The following is a 24324-nucleotide window of genomic DNA, read 5'->3' as shown; positions in this document are numbered from 1 at the left end:
CATGCATGCCCCGGAAAGCCCCGCAGGGTGGCTCGCCTTCAGCATTCCAGCCAAGCATAGCGCTGGTCGGAACCATTCGAAAAATTGTTGCCAAGTATCTTTTACAGCAAGTCTTTTATCAACAACTCAGCCAGCTGCACAGCGTTGAGCGCGGCGCCCTTGCGTACGTTATCTGACGTCAGCCACAAATTAAGTTCCGACAGGTCGTCGATACCCTGGCGTACCCGACCAACGTAGACCACATCCTGCCCTACCGCGTCACCTACCGGCGTCGGATAATCGCCAGCTTCGACCAGCTCGATCCCAGGCGCGTCCTCCAGTGCGGCGTTGACTTTCGCCAGGTCGACCTCACTCGCCGACTGCAGGGTCACACTAAAGCTATCGCCAAAAAATACCGGGGCTTGAATGCAAGTGACGGAAATCTTCAATGCAGGCAGGGCCATGATCTGGCGCACCTCACGCACCAGGCGTTTTTCCAGCAGCGTATGACCTCGCTCGTCCGGCTTGCCGACCTGCGCCAACAAGTTGAACGCCATCTGCCGATCGAAAAAGGTCGGCTCCAGGGGGCGCACGTTAAGCAACTCGGCGGTCTGCCGGGCCAGTTCGGTCACGGCCTCCCGGCCTTGGGCGGAAACCGCCAGGCACGCGGTCAGGTTGATGCGCTGCAGATCGATCAAACCCATTAACGGCGCCAGCACCACGGCCAGCGCGGTAGCCGATGGGCTCGGGCTGCTGATCCGGAATGGTTTTTTCAGACCGGCCAGTACGTGCGCATTGGCTTCCGGCACCACTTGTGGCGCCTGGTCGGCCGGCAGCGCGCCGGACAGGTCAATCACCGAGCAACCGGCGGCCGTGGCGCGCGCGGCGAAACTGAGGGTCACGGCCGGGCCGGCGGCGAAGAACACCAACTGGACTTTGCCGAAGTCGAACTCATCGACTTCCCGCACCCGCACATTCTTGCCGCGAAACGGCACCGAGTGCCCTGCGGATTCACTGCTGGCCAACAAGTGCAGGTTGCCGACCGGAAAGTCGCGCTCTTCAAGAATCTGCACCAGTGTTTCGCCAACAGTACCGGTGGCGCCGATCACGGCAATATCGAAGGACTGGCTCATGGTTTTACCTCTGGCGAAACGGGGGGAGCGGCACTTTACCGGGTGGTGGGGATGCAGGCAATTATGTGGCTCTGTTCTGGCCTCATCGCGGGCAAGCCCGTTCCCACAGGGTTCAGCACAATCCTTGTGCGAGCGGGCTTGCCCGCGATGACGGAACATCAGGCAACCCATCCACATCAGACTGTCTGGAATAAAAAAACCCGCACCTCTTTCAAGGCACGGGTTCTTTCACCGCTTCAATCGATCAACGCTCAAGCAGAATCCGCAGCATGCGACGCAGCGGTTCGGCCGCGCCCCACAGCAGTTGGTCGCCGACGGTGAACGCACCGACGAATTGCGAACCCATGTTCAGCTTGCGCAGACGGCCGACTGGCACGTTCAGGGTACCGGTGACCTTGGTAGGGCTCAGTTCCTGCATGCTGATCTCGCGGTTGTTCGGCACCAGCTTGACCCAAGGGTTGTGCTGGCTGATCAGCCCTTCGATATCGGCGATCGGCACGTCCTTGTTCAATTTGATGGTCAGCGCCTGGCTGTGGCAACGCATGGCGCCGATGCGCACGCAGATGCCATCGACCGGGATCGGGCTCTTGAAACGACCCAGGATCTTGTTGGTCTCGGCCTGGGCCTTCCACTCTTCACGGCTCTGGCCGTTCGGCAGTTCCTTGTCGATCCAGGGGATCAGGCTGCCGGCCAGCGGTACGCCAAAGTTTTCGGTCGGGTACGCGTCGCTGCGCATGGCTTCGGCGACACGACGGTCGATATCGAGGATGGCGCTGGCCGGGTCGGCCAGTTGATCGGCGACAGCGGCATGGGTCGCGCCCATTTGCTTGATCAGTTCACGCATGTTCTGCGCGCCGGCACCGGAGGCCGCCTGATAGGTCATGGCGCTCATCCACTCCACCAGACCGGCTTCGAACAGACCGCCCAGGCCCATCAGCATCAGGCTGACGGTGCAGTTGCCGCCGATGTAGTTCTTGGTACCTGCGTCCAGCTGCTGGTCGATGACCTTGCGATTGACCGGGTCAAGGATGATGACCGCGTCATCCTGCATGCGCAGGCTGGAAGCGGCGTCGATCCAGTAACCCTGCCAGCCGGCTTCGCGCAGCTTCGGGAAGACTTCGCTGGTGTAGTCGCCACCCTGGCAGGTCAGAATAACGTCGAGGGTTTTCAGCTCTTCAATGCTGTAAGCGTCCTTGAGCGGAGCAATGTCCTTGCCCACGGACGGGCCTTGGCCACCGACATTGGAAGTGGTGAAGAACACCGGCTCGATAAGATCGAAATCCTGCTCTTCCAGCATCCGCTGCATGAGCACGGAACCGACCATACCGCGCCAACCGATCAGACCTACACGTTTCATCGCAACTACACCTTCTTGAAAAGTGGGCCGCTGCTTTCGAGGGGTGAAAGTGGCAGCGGGCCCGAGAGATTACAGATTCCGCAGCGCGGCGACTACTGCGTCACCCATTTCCTGCGTACCGACTTTAGTGCAACCAGCCGACCAGATGTCGCCCGTACGCAAGCCCTGGTCCAACACCAGGCTGACGGCTTTTTCGATGGCATCGGCCGCGGCCTGCTGGTTGAAGCTGTAACGCAGCATCATCGACACCGACAAAATGGTCGCCAACGGGTTGGCGATGCCTTTGCCCGCGATGTCCGGCGCCGAACCATGGCACGGCTCGTACATGCCTTTGTTGTTGGTGTCCAGGGACGCCGACGGCAGCATGCCGATGGAGCCGGTGAGCATCGAAGCCTGGTCAGACAGGATATCGCCGAACATGTTGTCGGTGACGATCACGTCGAACTGCTTCGGCGCACGCACCAGCTGCATCGCGGCGTTATCGACGTACATGTGGCTCAGTTCGACCTCAGGATAATCCTTGGCCACTTCCTCGACAATTTCACGCCACAGCTGGCTGGAGGCCAGCACGTTGGCCTTGTCGACCGAGCACAGTTTCTTGCCACGGACCATGGCCATGTCGAAACCGACACGGGCGATGCGGCGGATTTCGCTTTCGCTGTACGGCAGGGTGTCGTAGGACTGACGCTCGCCGTTTTCCAGGGTACGGGTGCCACGCGGGGCGCCGAAATAGATACCGCCGGTCAGCTCGCGAACGATCAGGATGTCCAGGCCGGAGACGATTTCCGGCTTCAGGCTCGAAGCCTCGGCCAGTTGCGGGTACAGGATCGCCGGACGCAGGTTGCCGAACAGGCCCAGTTGCGCACGGATTTTCAGCAGGCCACGTTCCGGACGAATGTCACGCTCGATGGTGTCCCATTTCGGGCCGCCAACGGCGCCCAGCAGCACGGCATCGGCGGCACGGGCACGTTCCAGGGTTTCATCGGCCAACGGCACGCCGTGCTTGTCGATGGCGGCGCCACCGATCACGTCGTGACTCAGCTCGAAGCCCAGGGCGTACTTGTCGTTGGCCAGTTCCAGCACCTTGACCGCTTCGGCCATGATTTCCGGGCCAATACCGTCACCTGGGAGAATCAGAATCTGCTTGCTCATGCTTTCCTCATGTCATCAGTCGGTGCACCCTGGGGCGCGCCCGGAAAAATCTATCGATCGGTACCTATTTTTCAGCAAACAGCACCAGTACATCCGTACTGAACGAACCATCGGCCTCAATCTCGAAATATTCGCGTACTTCGTTGCCCATCGACTGCTGCAATTCGCGGATCGCCGCGCGCATCACCTGTGGCGTGCGCATGCGCTCGACCCAGGCGTTGTACTCCAGACGCAGCCGCTGCCGCGTGGTGCTACGGGTATGCAACCCCGCCTCGCTGACCTGGCGCAACCATTCGCCGGCGGAATAATCGCGCACGTGGCTGGTGTCACGCAGCACTTCGACGCTTTGCAGGTAAGTGTCAAACAACGGGCTGCCCGGTGACAACACATCGATGAACGCCGCCACGCCACCCGGTTTCAACACCCGACGCACTTCCCGCAGGGCCAGGCCGAGGTCGCTCCAATGGTGCGCCGAATAACGACTGAAGACGAAATCGAATTCACCATCGGCAAACGGCAAGCATTCGGCGGCGCCATTGACCGTGGACACGTTGCTCAAACCACGATCAGCGGCGGCTGTGGTCACCACGTCGAGCATCTGCTGCGACAGGTCGTAAGCCACCACTTCCTTCACCAGCCCAGCCACATGAAAACTCACATGACCGGCACCGCAACCCAGGTCCAGCACGCGGGCATCGCCCTTCCCCGCCAGTTCGGCCTGTAGCAGTGCGAATTCAGTGCCTTGAGCGTGTACGGCGCTGCTCAGGTAGGCCGAAGCCTGTTCACCGAATTGCTTTTGGACTACCTGGCTGTGCTGGGCGGTGCTGGTCATGGGGACTTCCTTTTGGGGGTGAGTCTTGGGGTGTCTGGTCTGGCCTCATCGCGAGCAAGCTCGCTCCCACAGGTTTTGTGAACACCGCAAATCCCTGTGGGAGCTGGCTTGCCAGCGATGGAGACGGCCCTGACTACAAAAATCTCGAATCAATCACGCGTCGCGAAACAACCAAGGCTGGCTCGCACGGTGCCTGGCTTCAAACGCCGCAATCGCGTCGCCGTCCTGCAAGGTCAGGCCGATGTCGTCCAGGCCATTGAGCAGGCAGTGTTTGCGGAAAGCGTCGATTTCGAAGCTCAGGACCTTGCCGTCCGGGCGGGTCACGGTCTGGGCTTGCAGGTCGATCTGCAACTGGTAGCCCGGATTGGCTTCAACCTGCTGGAAAAGCTCATCAACTTCGGCATCGCTCAAGATGATCGGCAGCAAGCCGTTCTTGAAGCTGTTGTTGAAGAAGATGTCGGCATAGCTCGGCGCGATGATGCTGCGGAAACCGTACTCTTCCAGAGCCCACGGCGCGTGTTCACGGCTGGAGCCGCAACCGAAGTTTTCACGGGCCAGCAAGACGCTGGCGCCTTGATAACGCTCGGCGTTGAGGACGAAGTCCTTGTTCAGCGGGCGCTTGGAGTTGTCCTGATACGGTTGCCCCACATCCAGGTAGCGCCATTCATCGAACAGGTTCGGGCCGAAACCCGTGCGCTTGATCGATTTCAGGAATTGCTTGGGGATGATCTGGTCGGTGTCGACGTTGGCACGATCCAGAGGCGCGACAAGTCCAGTGTGCTGGGTAAAAGCTTTCATGCTGCGCTCCTTAGATCAATTCACGGACGTCGACGAAACGACCGTTCACAGCGGCGGCGGCGGCCATGGCCGGGCTCACGAGGTGGGTACGACCACCGGCGCCCTGACGGCCTTCGAAGTTACGGTTGGACGTCGAGGCGCAGTGCTCACCGGACTCTAAACGGTCCGGGTTCATCGCCAGGCACATCGAGCAACCCGGCTCACGCCATTCGAAACCGGCTTCGAGGAAAATCTTGTCCAGGCCTTCCGATTCGGCCTGGGCCTTCACCAGACCCGAGCCCGGCACGACGATGGCCTGTTTGATGGTCGAGGCCACTTTGCGGCCCTTGGCAATCACGGCAGCCGCGCGCAAGTCTTCGATGCGCGAGTTGGTGCAGGAACCGATGAACACGCGGTCCAGCTGAATGTCGGTGATCGCCTGATTGGCGGTCAAACCCATGTATTTCAGGGCGCGCTCGATGGAGCCACGCTTGACCAGGTCCATTTCCCTGGCCGGGTCCGGCACGTTCTGATCAACGGCCAGGACCATTTCAGGCGAAGTACCCCAGCTGACTTGCGGCTTGATCTGGCTCGCGTCGAGCTCGACCACGGTATCGAATACCGCATCGGCATCGGACACCAGGTCTTTCCAGGCTTCGACCGCCAGGTCCCATTCCGCGCCTTTCGGGGCGAATGGACGACCTTTCACGTAAGCCACGGTTTTTTCGTCGGCCGCCACCAGACCTACGCGAGCGCCGGCCTCGATGGACATGTTGCAGATGGTCATGCGGCCTTCGACGGACAGGTCACGAATCGCGCTACCGGCGAATTCGATGGCATGGCCGTTCCCGCCGGCGGTACCGATCTTGCCGATCACGGCGAGTACGATGTCCTTGGCGGTCACGCCGAACGGCAATTGGCCTTCGACGCGCACCAGCATGTTTTTCATTTTCTTGGCGACCAGGCACTGGGTGGCGAGCACGTGCTCGACCTCGGAGGTGCCGATACCGTGAGCCAGGGCACCGAAGGCACCGTGGGTCGAGGTATGGGAGTCGCCGCAGACCACGGTCATGCCCGGCAAGGTTGCCCCCTGCTCCGGGCCGATGACGTGAACGATGCCTTGGCGCACGTCGTTCATCTTGAATTCGACAATGCCGTATTCATCGCAGTTATCGTCAAGGGTCTGGACCTGCAGGCGCGAGACCTGGTCAACAATGGCGTCGATGCCGCCCTTGCGCTCCGGTGTGGTCGGTACGTTGTGGTCCGGGGTCGCGATGTTGGCATCAATGCGCCAAGGCTTGCGCCCGGCCAGACGCAGGCCTTCGAAGGCTTGCGGCGAGGTCACTTCGTGAATGATGTGACGGTCGATGTAGATCAGCGCAGAGCCATCGTCGCGCTGCTTGACCAAATGCGAATCCCAGAGCTTGTCGTAGAGCGTTTTGCCGGCCATCAGACGGTTTCCTCATCAGCTTGTTTCTATGCCCCGGGCGTTGAGATTTCAATAACCCTTTGGCTTGTGAGGCTGATCCTATGGGGTTACATTAAATAACTCAAATTCATATTTTTTATGCTTTGGATAACCAACTGGAATGCAACCATGGACCTGGCCAACCTCAATGCTTTTATTGCCATCGCCGAGACAGGAAGTTTCTCCGGGGCCGGCGAGCGCCTGCACCTGACGCAACCTGCGATCAGTAAACGTATCGCCGGGCTGGAGCAGCAATTAAAGGTGCGCCTGTTTGATCGACTGGGTCGTGAAGTCGGTCTGACAGAGGCGGGTCGCGCCCTGCTGCCGCGTGCTTATCAGATTTTGAACGTACTCGATGATACTCGCCGTGCCCTGACCAACCTCACCGGCGAGGTCACCGGTCGGCTGACACTGGCCACCAGTCACCACATTGGCCTGCACCGCCTCCCCCCTTTATTAAGGGCGTTCACCCGCCGCTACCCCGACGTCGCGCTGGACATTCAATTCCTCGACTCGGAAGTGGCCTACGAAGAGATCCTGCATGGTCGCGCCGAATTGGCGGTCATTACCCTGGCGCCGGAACCTCATGCGCTGGTCAAGGCCACCCCGGTGTGGGACGACCCGCTGGATTTCGTGGTCGCCCCGGAGCATTCGCTGCTCACCAACGGCCCGGTCAGCCTGGCGGACATTGCCCGGCATCCGGCCGTGTTCCCCGGCGGCAACACGTTCACCCATCACATCGTCCAGCGCCTGTTCGAAGCCCAGGGGTTGACGCCAAACATCGCCATGAGCACCAATTATCTGGAAACCATCAAAATGATGGTGTCGATTGGCCTGGCCTGGAGCGTGCTGCCGCGCACCATGCTCGATGATCAAGTTGCGCGAATACCCCTACCGGGCATACAACTGTCTCGCCAGCTAGGCTATATCCTGCACACAGAACGGACGCTATCGAATGCAGCGCGGGCCTTCATGGCCTTGCTGGAGGCTCAAATCGATCTGCCAGGGACTCAAGGCTAACTTGTGCTACTCCTATAGAGCCGCGAATTCCTGTGCCAAATGCCCAAATCAGCCTAAGGCTTGCCAATGCCGAAATCTGTTGACCGTATTCCGCCGATGCCGCGAATCCAGGCACTTGACCCTCAACGATCCGAGCAGAGCTGGGAAAGTGCCCCCCAATTGTTGGCTGCCCTGAACGGCGCGCGTTTGGGCGCCTGGTATTGGGATATCGAACGCGGGCAGATCAGCTGGTCTCGCGGCACCCAGGCGCTGTTTGGCTTTGATCCACGCCAACCGTTGCCCGCCGATCTGGAATACCTCGATTTGCTGCCCCCGGAAGACCGAGCGAAAACCGTTCGCGCCTTCCACGCCGTGATCGCCGGCGCACCGCTGGAGCAAGCGATGCACCATCGCATTCGCTGGCCCGACGGCAGCCTGCATTGGCTGGAGATCAATGGCAGCCTGCTGCCCGACAAACACGGCCGGCCACGCATGATCGGGGTGATACGCGAAATCACCCACCAGCGCCAGCGCGAGCAGGCGCTCAGCAGCTCGGAAAAGCGTTTCGCCACCCTCTTTCACCTGTGCCCGAACATGGTCCTGCTGACCCGCCAGGAAGACGGTCTGATCACTGAGGCCAACCAGTATTTCGAGAGCCTGTTCGGCTGGCCGGTACAGGATGCGATCGGCCGTACCACCCTGGAACTGGGCCTTTGGGTGCACCCCGAACAGCGGGCGGTTCTGGTCAAAGCCACCAAGGCCAAGGGCGAACTGATCAACATGGAAGTGCAGTTTCGCGCCAGCAATGGCCAGATCCACGACGGCATCCTCAGCGCGCAAAAGGTCGAGCTCGAAGGCCAACCGTATCTGCTGAGCACCTTCCTCGACACCACCGAACGCAAAGCCGCCGAGCACGCCTTGAAAGACAGTCAGGAGCGCCTCGACCTGGCCCTCGATTCTGCGCAACTGGGTACCTGGGACTGGCACATTCCCAGCGGCATGCTTTACGGCTCGGCCCGCGCCGCCCAGTTGCACGGGATGGACGCGAAACCGTTCCACGAATCTTTCGAAGACTTTTTCGAAGGCGTGCCCGGCGAGGAACGCGATTCCATGCGCGACGCCTACCGTAGCCTGCGCGAAGGTCCGGCGGGCAATTATCAACTGACCTACCGGGTACAACTGGAGGACGGCACCTCACGCTACCTGGAAAGCCGCGCCCGGCTCTATCGCGACGAAAACGGCCTGCCACTGCGCATGGCCGGCACCCTGCTCGACATCACCGATCAAGTCGAACGCGAACAGCAGCTGGTGGCTTCCGAAGAGAAATTCGCCACCCTGTTCCAGGTCAGCCCGGACCCGATCTGCGTCACCCGCCAGGACACTGGGCACTTCATCGAAATCAACTCCAGCTTCACCCAGACCTTTGGCTGGAGTGCCGCCGATGTCATTGGACGCAGCGCCGACGAAATCGGCCTGTGGGACGCCTCGGCAAAAAGCCTGCAGCGCATCGAACAGGTGATCCGCGAGCAAAGCCTGAACAACGTGGCCATCCTCGTCCAGCACAAGGACGGGCAGTCGCTGACCTGCGTGATCTCGAGCCGGCAGATCAGCGTCGGCGACCAGCCATGCGTGGTCACCACCCTAAGGGACATCACCCAGCAACAGCGCTCGGAAGCCGCGCTCAAGGCCAGCGAAGAAAAGTTCGCCAAGGCATTTCATTCAAGCCCCGATGCCATCACCATCACCGAACGCGACACCGGGCGTTATCTGGAGGTCAACGACGGTTTCTGCCGCCTGACCGGCTACCGCGCCGACGAAGTGATCGGGCGCACGGTGTATCAGGTCGGCATCTGGGCCGAAGAAAAACAACGTTCGGCGTTATTGGCTGAATTGCAGATCAAGGGCCGGGTTCATCACCAGGAAATGCTCGGGCGCAACAAGCGCGGCGAATTGCTCACAGTGGAAGTGTCGGTGGAACCGATCACCCTCAATGAAACCGCATGCCTGCTGCTGACCGCCCGGGACGTCAGCCTGCTGAAAAACGCCGAAGCGCAGATCCGTCACCTGGCCTACCACGACCCATTGACCAATCTGCCCAACCGTGCACTGCTGATGGACCGCTTGAGCCAGCAGATCGCCTTGCTCAAACGCCACAACCTGCGCGGCGCTCTGATGTTTCTAGACCTCGATCATTTCAAGCACATCAACGATTCCCTCGGCCATCCGGTGGGCGACACGGTGCTGAAGATCATCACTGCCCGCCTGGAAGCCAGTGTGCGCATGGAAGACACCGTCGCACGCCTGGGCGGCGACGAATTCGTGGTCCTGCTCAGCGGTCTCGAAGGCTCACGCAGTGAAGTCAGTGATCAGGTGCGCGAACTGGCCGATACCCTGCGTGAATTGCTGTCGGAACCGATGTTCCTCGATGGCCAGCGCCTGCAAGTGACGCCGAGTATCGGCATTGCCCTGATTCCCGACCACGGCTCCACGCCGACCGATTTGCTCAAACGCGCGGACATTGCCCTCTATCGCGCCAAAGATTCGGGGCGCAACACCGCGCAGATGTATCACAACACCATGCAGAAGGCTGCCAGCGAGCGCCTGCGCATGGAGACCGATCTGCGCCTGGCGCTGTCGCGGGGTGAATTTCGCGTGCACTACCAGCCCCAGCTCGATGCCCGCAATAACCGCATCGTCGGCGCCGAGGCCCTGGTGCGCTGGACCCATCCCGAACTCGGCGCGCAATCGCCGACCGAATTCATCAAGGTGCTGGAGGACAGCGGGCTGATCCTGGAGGTCGGCACCTGGATTCTCGACGAAGCCTGTCAGGCCTTCAGGCAACTGATCGCCAATCGCCTGATCGACCCGCTGAACTTCAGCCTGTGCGTCAATATCAGCCCACGGCAGTTCCGCCAGAACGACTTTGTCGAACGCATCGAAAACAGTCTTGCCAGCCACGGTCTGCCCTGCTCGCTGCTGAAACTGGAAATCACCGAAGGCATCGTCATCCAGAATCTGGAAGACACCATCAGCAAAATGCGTCGCCTGAAAAAACTCGGCGTGAGCTTTGCCATGGACGACTTCGGCACCGGTTATTCCTCGCTGACCTACCTCAAGCGCCTGCCGGTCGACACCCTGAAAATCGACCAGTCGTTCATCCGCGACGCCACCACCGACCCCAATGACGCCGAAATCATCCGCGCCATCGTGGCCATGGCTCGCAGCCTGGAACTCAAGGTGATCGCCGAAGGGGTGGAAACACCGGAGCAACTGGCGTTCTTGCAGGGGCTGGACTGCCATTTCTATCAGGGTTACCTGCACAGCCGGCCGTTGCCGGTGGAGGAGTTTCAGAAACTACTGAGATAACCGGATCTTTCCAGAGGCCGGGTACAAAAAAGGGGCGCCAATGGCGCCCCTTCTTGTTGCTCTGACTCAGTGCTGCAGAGCCGGTTTTTCCGTCCCGTTGATCGGGATGCGTTTGGCTTTCGCCTCTTCCGGAATCACCCGCAGCAGGTCGATGCTCAACAGACCGTTGCTCAGGCCGGCAGCCTTGATTTCGATATGGTCCGCCAGTCGGAACGACAGCTTGAACGCGCGCTGGGCGATGCCCTGGTGCAGGAAGGTCACGCCTTCGTTGCTGTCACGCTTGCCGCCACTGATGGTCAGCACACCCTTCTCGACTTGCAGCTCCAGGTCTTCTTCCTGGAAACCGGCCGCCGCCACGACGATGCGGTATTGATCGTCACCGTGTTTTTCGACGTTGTACGGTGGGTAGGTGCTGCCTGGCTCGTTGCGCAGGGCGGTTTCGAACAGGTCGTTGAAACGGTCGAAGCCTACCGAGGAACGAAACAGAGGCGCCAGGGAAAATGCAGTACTCATGGTTCAAATCTCCTGAAAACTATCAGCAAGTTGTTTGTCTCCGCGACCCGAATTCGGCATCGCGTAACCCTTAGATAGGGACCGCCGATTACTTTTCAAGAGATTTTTTTCAAATTTTTTTTAGCTGTTTTCAGGCGGCTTCAGCGACCTGCAACCCCAACAAACGCGAGACCTGATCCAGTTCGGTCTCGCGGCGCAGGACGCTGAACAGCTCCACCGCTTCGGGATAATTGCGGGTCAGCATCGCCAGCCACTGCTTCAAGCGACCCGGCGATTGACGGGGCGTCATCTGCGCCTTGGCTTGCAGCCAGAAGTCCTGAATCAGAGGCAGCAGCTCGGCCCAGGTCATCTCGATGACCTCTTCACCGGCACGCGCGGCGGCGATTTGCCGAGCCAGATCCGGACGCGAAACCAGGCCGCGACCCAGCATGATGTCTTCCACACCGCTGATTTCGCGGCAACGGCGCCAGTCTTCGACACTCCAGATATCGCCGTTGGCAAAGACCGGCACCTTGACCACGTCCTGTACCCGCGGAATCCATTCCCAATGCGCCGGTGGCTTGTAGCCGTCGGTCTTGGTTCGTGCATGGACCACGATGTGCGCCGCGCCACCTTCGGCCAGGGCCGTGGCGCACACCAGCGAGCCATCCGGGCTGTCGAAGCCCAGACGCATCTTGGCGGTCACCGGAATATGCGCCGGAACGGCGCGGCGGACATGTTCGACGATCTGGTTCAGCAGCTCCGGCTCCTTGAGCAGAACCGCTCCCCCGCGGGACTTGTTCACGGTCTTGGCCGGACAGCCGAAGTTCAGATCGATCACTTCGGAACCCAGCTCACAAGCCAGCGCAGCATTTTCTGCCAGGCAAACCGGATCAGAACCCAACAACTGCACGCGCAGCGGCACACCGGCAGCAGTGCGAGCACCGTTGAGCAATTCCGGGCCGAACTTGTGGAAATAGGCAGGCGTGAGCAACTGATCGTTGACACGAATGAACTCGGTTACGCACCAGTCAATGCCACCCACGCGGGTCAGCACGTCGCGCAGGATGTCGTCGACCAACCCCTCCATGGGCGCCAAGGCAATTTGCATGAAAAACACACTCAACGAAAAACGTGCGGCAGTTTACTGGATTATCGAGCGAAAGACTTGCGCATACCTTTGTAGCGAGGGAGCTTGCTCCCGCTGGAGCGCGAAGCGGTCCTCCTGCAAATGGAGAGTGCTGCGCACTCTAAAGGGAGCAAGCTCCCTCGCCACACAGTCTTGTCAAATCAGGACCTGTAAGGCCGGGCCATACCCCTCGATGAACTCCGCCGGCATGCGCTTGGGCTTGCCACTGGACAGTTCGATGCAAACGAAGGTGGTTTGCGCCCGCAGCAACGTCGAGTTGTCGCTCGGGCGCTTCAACTGGAAGTGACGAGTCATTTTCAGGCGCTGATCCCAATCGACGATCCAGGTCGCCAATTGCAGCTCGTCGCCTTCATAAGCGGCCGCCAGGTAATCGATCTCATGCCGCACCACCGCCATCGCCCGGTCCAGCCGCCGGTATTCGACCAGATCCAGGCCCAGGCGCTGGGAATGGCGCCAGGCACAACGCTCAAGCCAGGTGACGTATACCGCATTATTGGCGTGCCCCAGTCCGTCGATGTCCTCGGCGCCTACTTGCAGATCAATGATAAATGGCGTTGCCCGATCCCAGCCCATGCCCCACTCCCGGTCAGATGATGTCGACCGGGGCAGTGTAACGGATGCTCAGGCCGATTGGCGCGATTGCAGACGGCGTCCGGCCAGCAGTGATAGCACGCCATCAATCACCCGAGGGTCGGCCAATACTCGTTGATGACCACCTTCCTGCAGGCGCAACAGGCGGCTGTCGAACCAGGCTTCATGGATCGCCTGCGATTCCTTCACCGAGACAAACTTGTCGTCTTCGGCATGGACGATCAGGCCAGGCATGTCCAGTTGGTAGTGCGCCACATCCAGCGTTGCGGCGCGCATGCCGACGTCCTTCTCAACCTGACGAATGAATGCCGAGCGAGCTTTTGGCGGCAACCCCACATAACGCGCGAAGCCGCGCAGTACGCCGAGAATTCGCGCCGGAGCCGCGATGGTAACCAGGGTTTCGGTACGCAAGCCCAGCTGCACGGCCAGCATGGCGCTGGCGCCACCCATCGAATGACCGATGACTGCTTGCAAGGGCGGCAATTCGGCGGCGGCTTCGAGCATGGCGCGGGCGAACAGCACTACGTTCGCTTCGGTTCCCGGTGAACGACCGTGCGCCGGACCATCAAGGGCAACCACGGAATAACCGGCATCGACCAAAGCGGTGATGAGACTGGCAAACTGCGTCGGCCGGCCTTCCCAACCGTGCATCAGTAACACTGCCGGACCCTGCCCCCAGCGCAATGCCGAGAGACCGAAGCGCAACGTGATCCGCTCGGATTTGGCCAGCAGCGGCAATTCCCAATCACGCGGCGCAAATTCTCGCGGCGTCATGAATGCCAGTCGCATTTTGCTTGCGACCAGCTTTGGAGCAAACCAACCCAAGGTGCCATTGACGCCACGAACCCACTTTAACGCGCTCATCGCTCTCTCCTCAGGCGCAAGCCTTCAGGTCAACGCACTGCCGACTTGGCGGCGCGCAGCAATCGATCGGATAGATCACCAGGACCCAGCGCCCGTGCCAGCGCCAGACCGCCCACCATCAAGGCCAAGTCGGCCAGGGCTTTATCGGTATCTTCAGGACTGGACGCCAACTGCGCGACCATCAGTTCCATGTGTTCATTCAGTGCGACCCGGAAGGCATCGGGCAGACGTCCGAGCTCACCGATCGACGCCGGGATCGGGCACGCAGACTCGCTGGAATCACGATGCTTGCGCGACAGATAGAACGCAGCGACCAGCGCGCGACGCTCTTCACCGGTCAGCTCGGCATCCATGTCGGCAATCAGCTCACGACGGCGACCCAACAATTGCTTGAACGCCTCCAGCATCATTGCGTCCTTGCTTTCGAAGTGCGCATAAAAGCCGCCGACGGTCAGGCCGGCTGCGCCCATGACTTCGCCCACGCTAGGCTCGGCCGGGCCGCGCTGAATCAGCGCTGCGCTGGCAGCCTTGAGGATGCGTTCACGGGTTTGAGCTTTTTTATCGTTCATCGTTGCCTCCGAATATTACGACTAGAATATTATTCTCATAATAAATTTCTGCAAGTCGTGGATGTGACCGCTGGTCTGAAGAACAGTTTGAAAGAAATGGGGGAATTTGGCCAAACGCCAGACAAACAAAAGGGCCATTCAATAATTGAATGACCCTTATAAAATCCCGCAGAGCGGGTAATCGTGGCGTCCCCTAGGGGACTCGAACCCCTGTTACCGCCGTGAAAGGGCGGTGTCCTAGGCCACTAGACGAAGGGGACACAAACCCTTCTATACAACTGATCAGTGCTGAGAGCTGATCGATTCAAGGCCGGTGTGGCCAGACCTTGAACTGTAAAATTGGTGGAGCTAGACGGGATCGAACCGTCGACCTCTTGCATGCCATGCAAGCGCTCTCCCAGCTGAGCTATAGCCCCGGATTTTTCGCCTCGCGGCGGAGCGACATCTTGTAACATCGCTTCTGTAAAACTGGCGTCCCCTAGGGGACTCGAACCCCTGTTACCGCCGTGAAAGGGCGGTGTCCTAGGCCACTAGACGAAGGGGACGCAAACCCTTCTATACAACTGATCAACGCTGAGTGTTGATCGCTTCAAGGCCGGTGTGGCCAGACCTTGAAGTGTAAATTGGTGGAGCTAGACGGGATCGAACCGTCGACCTCTTGCATGCCATGCAAGCGCTCTCCCAGCTGAGCTATAGCCCCTCATCGTTGATGTCATCGCTGAGGACGGGGCGAATCTTAAGGGTGTATCGAAAGCCTGTCAAACTTATTTTTAAAAAATTTCAAAAATTTTTGTCGGCATTACAATCACTTACCACCCTTCCCCCGCAAATTCGGGAGAAAACGCCGGAGGACAGGAGCAAATATCCAGGCCTCCGACGGCTACCGCAGAGTCAGACGCGCTCAGGCAATAGCGCCCAGCAGCTTTTCCCACTCTTTGTTTTCTTTCTTCGACACGCCGCCCAGCAGGTCAATCGCCTGGCGCAGACGGAAACGCGTCAGGTCCGGACCGAGGATTTCCATCGCATCGAGCACGGACACCGAGCTCGCCTGACCGGTGATCGCGGCGAACATCAACGGCATGGCGTCACGCAGCTTCAGCTCCAGGGACTCGACCACGGCCTGAATGGTCGCAGTGATGCTGTCCTTCTCCCACTGACGCAGGCTTTCCAGCTTCCACAGGATCAACTGCATCAACTGACGAACCTGATCGCCGGACAGTTTCTTCGACTCGAACAGCCTGGCGTCCGGATTCACGCCACCGGCAAAGAAGAACCCGGCCAACGGTGCGACCTGGCTGAAGGTCTCGACACGGCCCTGCACGTGCGGCGCGATCTTCATCATGTATTCGGAATTGAAGGCCCACTTCTGCACGCGCGCGGCGAATTCTTCCACCGGCAGGTCGCGTAGCCACTGGCCATTGAGCCACGACAATTTCTCGATGTCGAAAATCGGCCCGCCCAGGGACACACGCTTGAGATCGAAGTTATCGACCATTTCCTGAAGCGAGAACTTCTCTCGCTCGTCCGGCATCGACCAGCCCATGCGCCCCAGGTAGTTGAGCATCGCTTCGGGCATGAAACCCATGCGCTCGTAGAACGTCACCGAAGTCGGGTTCTTGCGCTTGGACAGCTTGCTCTTGTCCGGGTTACGCAGCAGCGGCATGTAGCACAGCTCCGGCTGCTCCCAACCGAAGTATTCGTACAGGAGGATCAGTTTCGGCGCCGATGGCAGCCACTCTTCTCCACGCAACACGTGGGTGATGCCCATCAGGTGGTCATCGACCACGTTGGCCAGGAAGTAGGTCGGCAGGCCGTCGGTCTTCATCAGGACTTGCATGTCCATGCGATCCCACGGGATTTCAACGTCGCCACGCAGCATGTCCGGAACCACGCAGACGCCTTCGCTCGGCACCTTCATGCGGATCACGTGCGGTTCGCCAGCGGCCAGGCGGCGTGCGACTTCTTCCTTGGACAGCAACAGCGCACGGCCGTCGTAACGCGGCGTCTCGCCACGAGCCATTTGCTCGGCGCGCATCTGGTCCAGTTCTTCGGCGGTGCAGAAGCACGGGAAGGCATGACCCATGTCGACCAGTTGCTGGCAATACTTCTGATAAATGTCGCCACGCTCGCTCTGACGGTAAGGACCGTGCGGGCCACCCACGTCCGGGCCTTCACTCCAGTCGATGCCCAACCAGCGCAAGGCGTCGAAAATCTGCTGTTCGGACTCACGGGTCGAACGCAGCTGGTCAGTGTCTTCGATCCGCAGGATGAACTCACCGCCGTGCTGCTTGGCAAAGCAGTAGTTGAACAATGCGATGTAAGCGGTACCTACGTGGGGGTCCCCGGTAGGCGATGGCGCGATGCGCGTGCGGACGGTGGTCATGGCAAGTCTCAACAAAAGAATAGAAAGCGAAGATCAGACAAGGGGCGAATGGTAACAGGCGACGTACGCCCTGCTCCAGTAAGCAGGGCATTTAAGCCAAGGTTGCGCCTACAACGCCCGTTTCCCACGGTGAATGACCGAATATCAGCCAATGGCATTTACCGTTTATCGGCTGTATGCAAGATTCGCCTGCTGATAACTTTCCTGACAATTTCTCGACTACAGTTTGCCCCATGCCTGCCCAACTCAAGCGTCGCCTGTCCATTTTCCTGATAATCGTCCTGCTGATCGCCGCGGGCTTTTTTGCCCATTGGTTTTTCAAAGGGCGTTTTTACGAAAGCACTGACAACGCGTACGTCCAGGGCGAGATCACCCGCGTGTCCAGCCAGCTGGGGGCGCGCATTGACAAGGTGCTGGTCCAGGACAACCAACATGTCGAGAAAGGCCAGTTGCTGGTCAAACTTGAAGGGGATGATTTCCACCTCGCCGTCGACCGCGCCAACGCGGCCCTCGCCACCCGCGAAGCCGAACGCCTGCAAGCCCAGAGCAAACTGACGCAGCAAAGCAGCCTGATTGCCGCCAGCGATGCGCAAGTCGCGTCCATGCAAGCGAGCCTGGGTCGCTCACAGATCGACCTGAACCGCGCCGAGACTTTGCGCAAGCCCGGTTATGTCTCGGAGGAACGGGTCACCACCCTCTCCGCCGACACCCATATTGCCCGCTCGCAACTGGCCAAGGCCCAGGCGGATTCCCAGGGCCAGCGCCAGCAAGTCAACGCACTGACCGCCGAAATCAAACGCCTCGACGCGCAAATTGCCAACGCCAAAACCGATCTCGCCCAGGCTGAACTGAACCTCACCCGCAGCGAAATCCACGCCCCTATCAGCGGTCTGATTGGCCAGCGCGCCGCTCGCGAAGGCCAGTACGTACAGGCCGGCGCCTATTTGCTGTCGATCGTGCCGGATGAAGACATCTGGATTCAGGCCAACTTCAAGGAAACCCAGATCGGCCACATGCAACCCGGCCAGAAAGCCGAGCTGATTTTCGACGCCTACAGCGACACGCCGATCGAAGCGCGGGTCGACAGCCTGTTCGCCGCGTCAGGCGCGCAGTTCAGCCTGTTGCCGCCGGACAATGCCACGGGCAACTTCACCAAAGTCGTACAACGGATGCCGGTAAAGCTGACCTTCGCCCCGGACAATCCCCTGCGCGGCAGGATCCGTCCAGGCATGTCGGTCACGGTCAAAGTGAATATCAAAGACGCCCCTGACAATGGCCGGTGATCAACTGATCCGTCCGGTCGGGGAACCGACCCGGCGGGACTGGATCGCGGTCATGAGCGTGATGCTCGGCGCCTTCATGGCTGTGCTCGACATCCAGATCACCAACTCTTCGCTCAAGGATATCCAGGGTGCGCTGTCGGCCACCCTGGAAGAAGGCTCGTGGATTTCCACCTCGTACCTGGTGGCGGAAATCATCATGATTCCGCTGACCGCTTGGCTGGTGCAGCTATTGTCGGCGCGACGTCTGGCGGTGTGGGTGTCCCTTGGATTTCTCGCCGCATCGCTCCTCTGCTCCATGGCCTGGAGCCTGGAGAGCATGATTGTCTTTCGCGCCTTGCAAGGCTTCACCGGTGGCGCGCTGATCCCGCTCGCCTTCACCCTCACCCTGATCAAACTCCCTGAACACCACCGCGCCAAGGGCATGGCCATGTTCGCCATGACCGCCACCTTCGCGCCGTCGATTGGCCCGACGCTGGGCGGCTGGCTGACGGAAAACTGGGGCTGGGAATACATCTTCTACATCAACGTGCCCCCCGGCCTGATCATGATCGCCGGCCTGATGTACGGCCTGGAGAAGAAGGAAGCACACTGGGAACTGCTCAAAAGCACCGATTACGCAGGGATCGTCACCCTCGGCGTCGGCCTTGGCTGTTTGCAGGTGTTTCTGGAGGAAGGCCATCGCAAGGACTGGCTCGAGTCGAACCTGATCGTCACCCTCGGCAGCATCGCGCTGCTCAGCCTGATGACGTTTGTGATCGTACAGTTTTCCAAGCCCAACCCGCTGATCAACCTGCGCATCCTCGGCAATCGCAACTTCGGTCTATCGAGCATTTCCAGCGTCGGGATGGGCGTCGGGTTGTACGGTTCGATCTATCTGTTGCCGCTGTATCTGGCGCAGATCCAGAACTACAACGCCCTGCAGATCGGCGAGGTGATCATGTGGATGGGCGTGCCGCAGCTGTTTCTGATCCCGCTGGTGCCCAAGCTGATGAAGTACATCTCGCCCAAATGGCTGTGCGCGATGGGTTTCGCACTGTTCGGCGTGGCGAGTTTTTCTTCGGGCGTGTTGAACCCGGACTTTGCCGGACCGCAGTTCAATCAGATCCAGATCGTCCGTGCTCTGGGCCAGCCGCTGATCATGGTCACCATTTCGTTGATTGCCACTGCCTACATCCTGCCCCAGGACGCCGGCTCGGCGTCGAGCCTGTTCAACATCTTGCGCAACCTCGGCGGCGCCATTGGCATCGCCCTGCTCGCCACCCTGCTGGATGCGCGTACAAAGACGTACTTTGATTACTTGCGCGAATCCATCGTTCCCGGCAACCCACAAGTGGCTGAACGCATGGCCTCTTTGACCGATCGCCTGGGCAGCGAAACGGCGGCGCTGGGCAAACTCAGCGAGATTGCCCATCAACAGGCCTCGATCATGGCGTACAACGACGCGTTTCATCTTGTCGGGATTGCGCTGGGGATCAGCATGCTGGCGGTGTTGCTGACCAGGAAATTGCCAGCGGGGCTCAAGGCCGGCGAAGCTCATTGAGGTTCGTGCCGTCTCAAGAAGCTGGCTTGCCGGCGCCTACAGACCAGTGTTGTTCCTCGCTCAGACCGTAATCAACCGCTCGCGCAACTTGGCAATCTCGTCCCGCATCTGCGCTGCGGCTTCGAATTCCAGGTCACGCGCCAGCTGGTACATCTTCTCTTCCAGCGCCTTGATACGCTTGGCAATCTCACCTGGCGACCGTAATTCGGCTTCGTACCGGGCATTTTCCTCGGCGGCCTTGGCCATGCCTTTGCGTTTCTTGCTGCGCGAGCCCGGCACGGTGGCACCTTCCATGATGTCGGCCACATCCTTGAACACGCCCTTGGGCGTAATGCCGTTGGCCAGGTTGAAGGCAATCTGCTTGTCTCGACGGCGCTCGGTTTCGCCAATCGCGCGCTCCATGGAACCGGTGATGCGGTCCGCATAAAGAATCGCCCGGCCATTGAGGTTACGCGCCGCCCGGCCGATGGTCTGGATCAGCGAGCGCTCGGAGCGCAGGAAGCCTTCCTTGTCCGCATCGAGAATCGCCACCAGCGACACTTCCGGCATGTCCAGGCCTTCGCGCAACAGGTTGATCCCCACCAACACATCGAAAGTGCCGAGGCGCAGATCGCGGATGATCTCGACCCGCTCCACGGTGTCGATGTCCGAGTGCAGGTAACGCACGCGCACGCCGTGGTCGGCCAGGTAGTCGGTCAAATCTTCGGCCATGCGCTTGGTCAGCGTGGTAACCAGCACTCGCTCCTCGACGGCAACACGCTTGCCGATTTCTGACAGCAAGTCGTCAACCTGGGTCAGCGCCGGGCGGATTTCCACCTGCGGGTCGACCAGACCGGTCGGTCGCACCACCTGCTCGACCACTCGCCCGGCGTGTTCCGCCTCATAGTTGCCGGGGGTCGCCGAGACAAAAATGGTCTGCGGGCTGATGCTTTCCCATTCGTCGAAACGCATCGGCCGGTTATCCAGCGCAGATGGCAGCCGGAAGCCGTACTCGACCAGGGTTTCCTTGCGCGAGCGGTCACCTTTGTACATTGCGCCGACCTGCGGCACGCTGACATGGGACTCGTCGATCACCAGCAAGGCGTCGGCCGGCAGGTAATCGTAAAGGGTCGGTGGCGGCGCGCCGGCCTCACGGCCGGACAGGTAGCGCGAGTAGTTTTCGATGCCGTTGCAATAACCCAGTTCGAGGATCATCTCCAGATCGAAACGGGTGCGTTGTTCCAGCCGCTGGGCTTCCACCAGTTTGTTGTTGGAACGCAGGTATTCCAGACGCTCCTTCAATTCGACCTTGATCCCTTCCACGGCGCCCATCAGGGTTTCCCGTGGCGTCACGTAGTGGCTTTTGGGATAGAAGGTGAAGCGCGGCAGCTTGCGGATGACTTCGCCAGTCAGCGGATCAAAAGCCGACAGGCTTTCCACTTCATCATCGAACAGCTCGATGCGGATCGCTTCGAAGTCGGATTCCGCCGGGTGGATATCAATCACATCGCCTCGTACACGGAAAGTCGCGCGGGCAAATTCCATGTCGTTGCGGGTGTATTGCAGGTCGGCCAGACGCCGCAGCAATTCCCGTTGATCGAGCTTGTCGCCGCGATCCACGTGCAACACCATCTTCAAATAGGTTTCCGGGCTGCCCAGACCGTAGATGCACGACACCGTGGTGACGATGATCGCGTCCTTGCGCTCCAGCAACGCCTTGGTCGCCGACAGCCGCATCTGCTCGATGTGATCGTTGATCGAAGCATCTTTCTCGATGAAGGTGTCGGACGACGGCACATAGGCTTCGGGCTGGTAGTAGTCGTAGTAGGAAACGAAATACTCCACGGCATTGTTCGGGAAGAACGCCTTGAACTCTCCGTACAACTGCGCGGCCAGGGTCTTGTTCGGCGCCAGCACCAGGGTCGGGCGCTGCACCTGAGCGATCACGTTGGCGATACTGAAGGTCTTGCCCGAACCGGTCACACCGAGCAACGTCTGGTGCGCCAGCCCGGCCTCGATGCCCTCGACCATCAGGCGGATGGCTTCCGGCTGGTCGCCGGCGGGCTGGAAACGGGTGACTAGCTGAAATTCAGACATGTAGTACCTCTCGGTTCTCGGTGCAGGAATCCGCCCCTGCACAGTCAAACCGGCAGGAACGAGAAAGGCCGCAAACGACCCGCGTCGCCCGAGGAAAAAACTGGATTGTGCTCAATGTGGAGCCGATTGCACTCGCTTTCAAGGCAAACGTCCTACATCCCTCGAAGTCTTTGACGATGCCAATCGACTAACGGTCGGAAAATAATCGGAAAAACTTACCGTAAAAGCTGAATCGTCTGTCGCCATCAATCGCAGATGGCCTCTATACTAGCTCCCCGTTTGTGCACCGCTCTAGTGCATTCGGCTGGAGCGCGACACGTCCCTCCACTCTCCATTCAGAGCCGCCGCAAAAATGAGCCTGTTCTCCGCTGTCGAAATGGCACCACGCGATCCAATCCTGGGCCTCAACGAAGCATTCAACGCCGATACCCGTACCAACAAGGTCAACCTGGGAGTCGGTGTTTACTGCAACGAGGAGGGGAAGATTCCACTCCTGCGCGCCGTTGTCGAAGCCGAAACCATTCGCGTCGCTCAACACGCTTCCCGTGGCTACCTGCCAATCGACGGCATTGCCGCCTACGACCAGGCCGTGCAAAAACTGCTGTTCGGTAACGATTCGCCATTGATCGCCGCTGGCCGCGTCATCACCACCCAGGCCGTTGGCGGTACTGGCGCACTGAAAATCGGCGCCGACTTCCTCAAGCAACTGCTGCCGAACGCCGTCGTGGCCATCAGCGACCCGAGCTGGGAAAACCACCGCGCACTGTTCGAAACCGCCGGTTTCCCGGTGCAGAACTACCGCTACTACGACGCCGCGACCCATGACGTGAACCGCGTCGGCCTGCTGGAAGACCTGAACGCGCTGCCAAACGGCTCGATCATTGTCCTGCACGCCTGCTGCCACAACCCGACCGGCGTCGACCTGAGCCCGGCGGACTGGAAAAACGTGCTGGAAGCGGTGAAGGCCAAAGGTCACGTGCCGTTCCTCGACATGGCTTACCAGGGCTTTGGCGACGGCATCGACGAAGACGCCGCTGCCGTGCGTCTGTTCGCTGAATCGGGCCTGACCTTCTTCGTCTCCAGCTCGTTCTCCAAATCCTTCTCGCTGTATGGCGAGCGCGTGGGCGCCCTGTCGATCGTCAGCGAATCGAAAGAAGAAAGCGCGCGCGTTCTGTCGCAAGTCAAACGCGTCATCCGCACCAACTACTCCAACCCGCCGACCCACGGTGCAAGCATCGTCGCCGCCGTGCTGAACAGCCCGGAACTGCGCGCCCAATGGGAAGCCGAACTGGCCGAAATGCGCCTGCGCATTCGCGGCATGCGCACCCAGATGGTCGAACTGCTGGCGAAAAACGCACCGCAGCGCGATTTCAGCTTCGTTGGCCGTCAGCGTGGCATGTTCTCGTACTCCGGCCTGAGCGTTGAGCAGGTTCACCGTCTGCGCAACGAATTCGGCATCTACGCCCTGGACACCGGCCGCATCTGCGTGGCTGCGCTGAACCAGAGCAACATCAATGTCGTGACGGACGCCATTGTTCAGGTGATCTGAATCGTGCGCTGATACGAAAAACGGGAAGCCTTTTGGCTTCCCGTTTTTTATTTGTCGCAGATAATTCTCAAAGCGCCGACCAGCGCCCCTAAACTGCACACATCGCTCCTGCAGGTTTGATGTACACCCGAGATTTCGACGAGAGCCCACATGAAAAACGATGACCTACGCGCTGACCGCGATGACCTGGATGACTTCATCCCCCGTGCTCCGGCCAAACGGGGCAATAACCTGGTGATGCAAGTCGCCACCGGCGTGTTCCTCGGCGGCCTGGCGCTGTGGCTGGTGCAACTGGGCGCCACAGCGCTTTACGCCAAACTGATGCTCGGCACCTTTACCTTCGGCGGTTAGGCCAGTTCGGTCGCCCGCAGGCTGGCGGCGTCGTCATAGGCGACATAGAGCGATTCAGCCACCTGACTCTTGATCGCCTTGGTGCTTTCCAGACCCAGGACAAAACCTTCAGCCTTGCCGCCGGCGCGGTTCAATTCGTCGGCGCTGCTGGCCTGGGTGATCGCATCGAACAGTTTTTCGGCGTGCGGGCCGACACCCTTGGGCAGGCTGATCTGAGCGATGCTCATGCGAGCACCCCGTTTTGACGAGGTGAGGTGGTTGAGTGATTCATGGCGCGTACCTTTTCGGCGAATGGCCGGTAGCGCGTGTAACCACTTCCGGGCGGCCATGGTAGTCCTCTGCTGCGTTTCTGGTAACCGCCAATCACCGATAAACCACCGTCTGTCCCGATGAATCCATCAACTTGCTATCAG

Annotated in this window: 20 protein-coding genes and 4 tRNA genes; 6 read left to right on the top strand and 18 right to left on the bottom strand. The window is 59.9% G+C overall.

Going from position 1 to position 24324, the window contains the following annotated elements; genetic code table 11:
• Window positions 1-101: 101 nt before the first annotated feature.
• The 6 genes from ACGJAX_RS15595 to leuC all read right to left on the bottom strand — a co-directional run bounded on the left by ACGJAX_RS15595 (window position 102) and on the right by leuC (window position 6680).
• Window positions 102-1112, bottom strand: a complete 1011-nt coding sequence (locus ACGJAX_RS15595; protein ID WP_390955288.1) for an aspartate-semialdehyde dehydrogenase — start codon at window positions 1110-1112, stop codon at window positions 102-104.
• Window positions 1113-1356: 244 nt separating this feature from the next.
• Window positions 1357-2469 (bottom strand): aspartate-semialdehyde dehydrogenase, encoded by a 1113-nt coding sequence (asd, locus tag ACGJAX_RS15590; RefSeq protein ID WP_090318733.1) that lies wholly within the window; start codon window positions 2467-2469, stop codon window positions 1357-1359.
• A gap of 69 nt (window positions 2470-2538) precedes the next feature.
• Complete coding sequence (leuB, locus tag ACGJAX_RS15585; protein WP_130206987.1) at window positions 2539-3621, bottom strand: 3-isopropylmalate dehydrogenase; 1083 nt, start codon at window positions 3619-3621, stop codon at window positions 2539-2541.
• Between the two features lie 64 nt (window positions 3622-3685).
• Window positions 3686-4453: a methyltransferase domain-containing protein gene (locus tag ACGJAX_RS15580; protein ID WP_390955287.1), complete on the bottom strand. Its 768-nt coding sequence runs from the start codon at window positions 4451-4453 to the stop codon at window positions 3686-3688.
• A gap of 153 nt (window positions 4454-4606) precedes the next feature.
• On the bottom strand, window positions 4607-5251 hold the full coding sequence (gene leuD / locus ACGJAX_RS15575) for a 3-isopropylmalate dehydratase small subunit (protein ID WP_090318721.1): 645 nt from the start codon (window positions 5249-5251) through the stop codon (window positions 4607-4609).
• 10 nt (window positions 5252-5261) lie between these two features.
• Window positions 5262-6680 carry a 3-isopropylmalate dehydratase large subunit gene (gene leuC, locus ACGJAX_RS15570; protein ID WP_090318719.1) on the bottom strand — a complete coding sequence of 473 codons (1419 nt, stop codon included), beginning with the start codon at window positions 6678-6680 and terminating at the stop codon, window positions 5262-5264.
• A 147-nt stretch (window positions 6681-6827) separates the two neighbouring features.
• Between leuC and ACGJAX_RS15565 the strand changes: the two genes are divergently transcribed.
• Window positions 6828-7718: a LysR family transcriptional regulator gene (locus tag ACGJAX_RS15565; RefSeq protein ID WP_090318715.1), complete on the top strand. Its 891-nt coding sequence runs from the start codon at window positions 6828-6830 to the stop codon at window positions 7716-7718.
• A 66-nt stretch (window positions 7719-7784) separates the two neighbouring features.
• The gene (locus ACGJAX_RS15560; protein WP_090318710.1) at window positions 7785-11063 is read left to right on the top strand and encodes a PAS domain S-box protein; all 3279 of its coding nucleotides are present in this window, start codon (window positions 7785-7787) and stop codon (window positions 11061-11063) included.
• Between the two features lie 66 nt (window positions 11064-11129).
• Here the strand turns inward: ACGJAX_RS15560 and ACGJAX_RS15555 are convergent, their stop codons facing one another.
• The 10 genes from ACGJAX_RS15555 to gltX all read right to left on the bottom strand — a co-directional run bounded on the left by ACGJAX_RS15555 (window position 11130) and on the right by gltX (window position 17112).
• The gene (locus ACGJAX_RS15555; protein WP_047531258.1) at window positions 11130-11576 is read right to left on the bottom strand and encodes an Hsp20 family protein; all 447 of its coding nucleotides are present in this window, start codon (window positions 11574-11576) and stop codon (window positions 11130-11132) included.
• A 130-nt stretch (window positions 11577-11706) separates the two neighbouring features.
• On the bottom strand, window positions 11707-12666 hold the full coding sequence (locus ACGJAX_RS15550) for a tRNA-dihydrouridine synthase (protein WP_247254169.1): 960 nt from the start codon (window positions 12664-12666) through the stop codon (window positions 11707-11709).
• Window positions 12667-12840: 174 nt separating this feature from the next.
• A complete protein-coding gene (locus tag ACGJAX_RS15545) occupies window positions 12841-13278 on the bottom strand; it encodes a thioesterase family protein (protein ID WP_056853718.1) in 438 nt (145 codons plus the stop codon).
• A 48-nt stretch (window positions 13279-13326) separates the two neighbouring features.
• Window positions 13327-14160: an alpha/beta fold hydrolase gene (locus ACGJAX_RS15540; RefSeq protein WP_090318699.1), complete on the bottom strand. Its 834-nt coding sequence runs from the start codon at window positions 14158-14160 to the stop codon at window positions 13327-13329.
• Between the two features lie 29 nt (window positions 14161-14189).
• Entirely contained in the window at window positions 14190-14729 is a 540-nt protein-coding gene (locus ACGJAX_RS15535) for a TetR family transcriptional regulator (protein WP_390955286.1), read from the bottom strand.
• A 184-nt stretch (window positions 14730-14913) separates the two neighbouring features.
• A tRNA-Glu gene (locus ACGJAX_RS15530) sits at window positions 14914-14989 on the bottom strand.
• Between the two features lie 80 nt (window positions 14990-15069).
• Window positions 15070-15145, bottom strand: a tRNA-Ala gene (locus ACGJAX_RS15525).
• 53 nt (window positions 15146-15198) lie between these two features.
• A tRNA-Glu gene (locus tag ACGJAX_RS15520) sits at window positions 15199-15274 on the bottom strand.
• A 79-nt stretch (window positions 15275-15353) separates the two neighbouring features.
• A tRNA-Ala gene (locus ACGJAX_RS15515) sits at window positions 15354-15429 on the bottom strand.
• A 201-nt stretch (window positions 15430-15630) separates the two neighbouring features.
• On the bottom strand, window positions 15631-17112 hold the full coding sequence (gene gltX / locus ACGJAX_RS15510; RefSeq protein WP_090318693.1) for a glutamate--tRNA ligase: 1482 nt from the start codon (window positions 17110-17112) through the stop codon (window positions 15631-15633).
• 233 nt (window positions 17113-17345) lie between these two features.
• Between gltX and ACGJAX_RS15505 the strand changes: the two genes are divergently transcribed.
• Together ACGJAX_RS15505 and ACGJAX_RS15500 are read left to right on the top strand one after the other, a co-directional pair.
• Window positions 17346-18395 carry an HlyD family secretion protein gene (locus ACGJAX_RS15505; RefSeq protein WP_090318690.1) on the top strand — a complete coding sequence of 350 codons (1050 nt, stop codon included), beginning with the start codon at window positions 17346-17348 and terminating at the stop codon, window positions 18393-18395.
• Window positions 18385-19935: an MDR family MFS transporter gene (locus ACGJAX_RS15500; protein WP_248914054.1), complete on the top strand. Its 1551-nt coding sequence runs from the start codon at window positions 18385-18387 to the stop codon at window positions 19933-19935. Before ACGJAX_RS15505 ends, ACGJAX_RS15500 begins: the two co-directional genes overlap by 11 nt.
• A 60-nt stretch (window positions 19936-19995) precedes the next feature.
• On the opposite strand, the gene uvrB is transcribed toward ACGJAX_RS15500, so the two are convergent.
• Window positions 19996-22011, bottom strand: a complete 2016-nt coding sequence (gene uvrB / locus ACGJAX_RS15495) for an excinuclease ABC subunit UvrB (RefSeq protein ID WP_130207009.1) — start codon at window positions 22009-22011, stop codon at window positions 19996-19998.
• A 352-nt stretch (window positions 22012-22363) separates the two neighbouring features.
• Here uvrB and ACGJAX_RS15490 point away from each other — a divergent pair, with 352 nt between their 5' ends.
• Both ACGJAX_RS15490 and ACGJAX_RS15485 read left to right on the top strand, forming a co-directional pair.
• Complete coding sequence (locus ACGJAX_RS15490; RefSeq protein ID WP_247254166.1) at window positions 22364-23560, top strand: amino acid aminotransferase; 1197 nt, start codon at window positions 22364-22366, stop codon at window positions 23558-23560.
• 150 nt (window positions 23561-23710) lie between these two features.
• Window positions 23711-23911 (top strand): hypothetical protein, encoded by a 201-nt coding sequence (locus ACGJAX_RS15485; protein ID WP_090318679.1) that lies wholly within the window; start codon window positions 23711-23713, stop codon window positions 23909-23911.
• Here ACGJAX_RS15485 and ACGJAX_RS15480 read toward each other — a convergent pair.
• Window positions 23908-24138, bottom strand: a complete 231-nt coding sequence (locus tag ACGJAX_RS15480) for a hypothetical protein (RefSeq protein WP_090318677.1) — start codon at window positions 24136-24138, stop codon at window positions 23908-23910. The two genes, ACGJAX_RS15485 and ACGJAX_RS15480, sit on opposite strands and share 4 nt — an antisense overlap.
• Between the last annotated feature and the right edge of the window lie 186 nt (window positions 24139-24324).

Origin of the sequence: Pseudomonas moorei, assembly GCF_042846945.1 — a bacterium.
GTDB classification, from domain to species: domain Bacteria; phylum Pseudomonadota; class Gammaproteobacteria; order Pseudomonadales; family Pseudomonadaceae; genus Aquipseudomonas; species Aquipseudomonas moorei.
The sequence above is the reverse complement of the archived record's forward strand: the minus strand, read 5'-3'. Positions and strand labels throughout refer to the sequence as shown.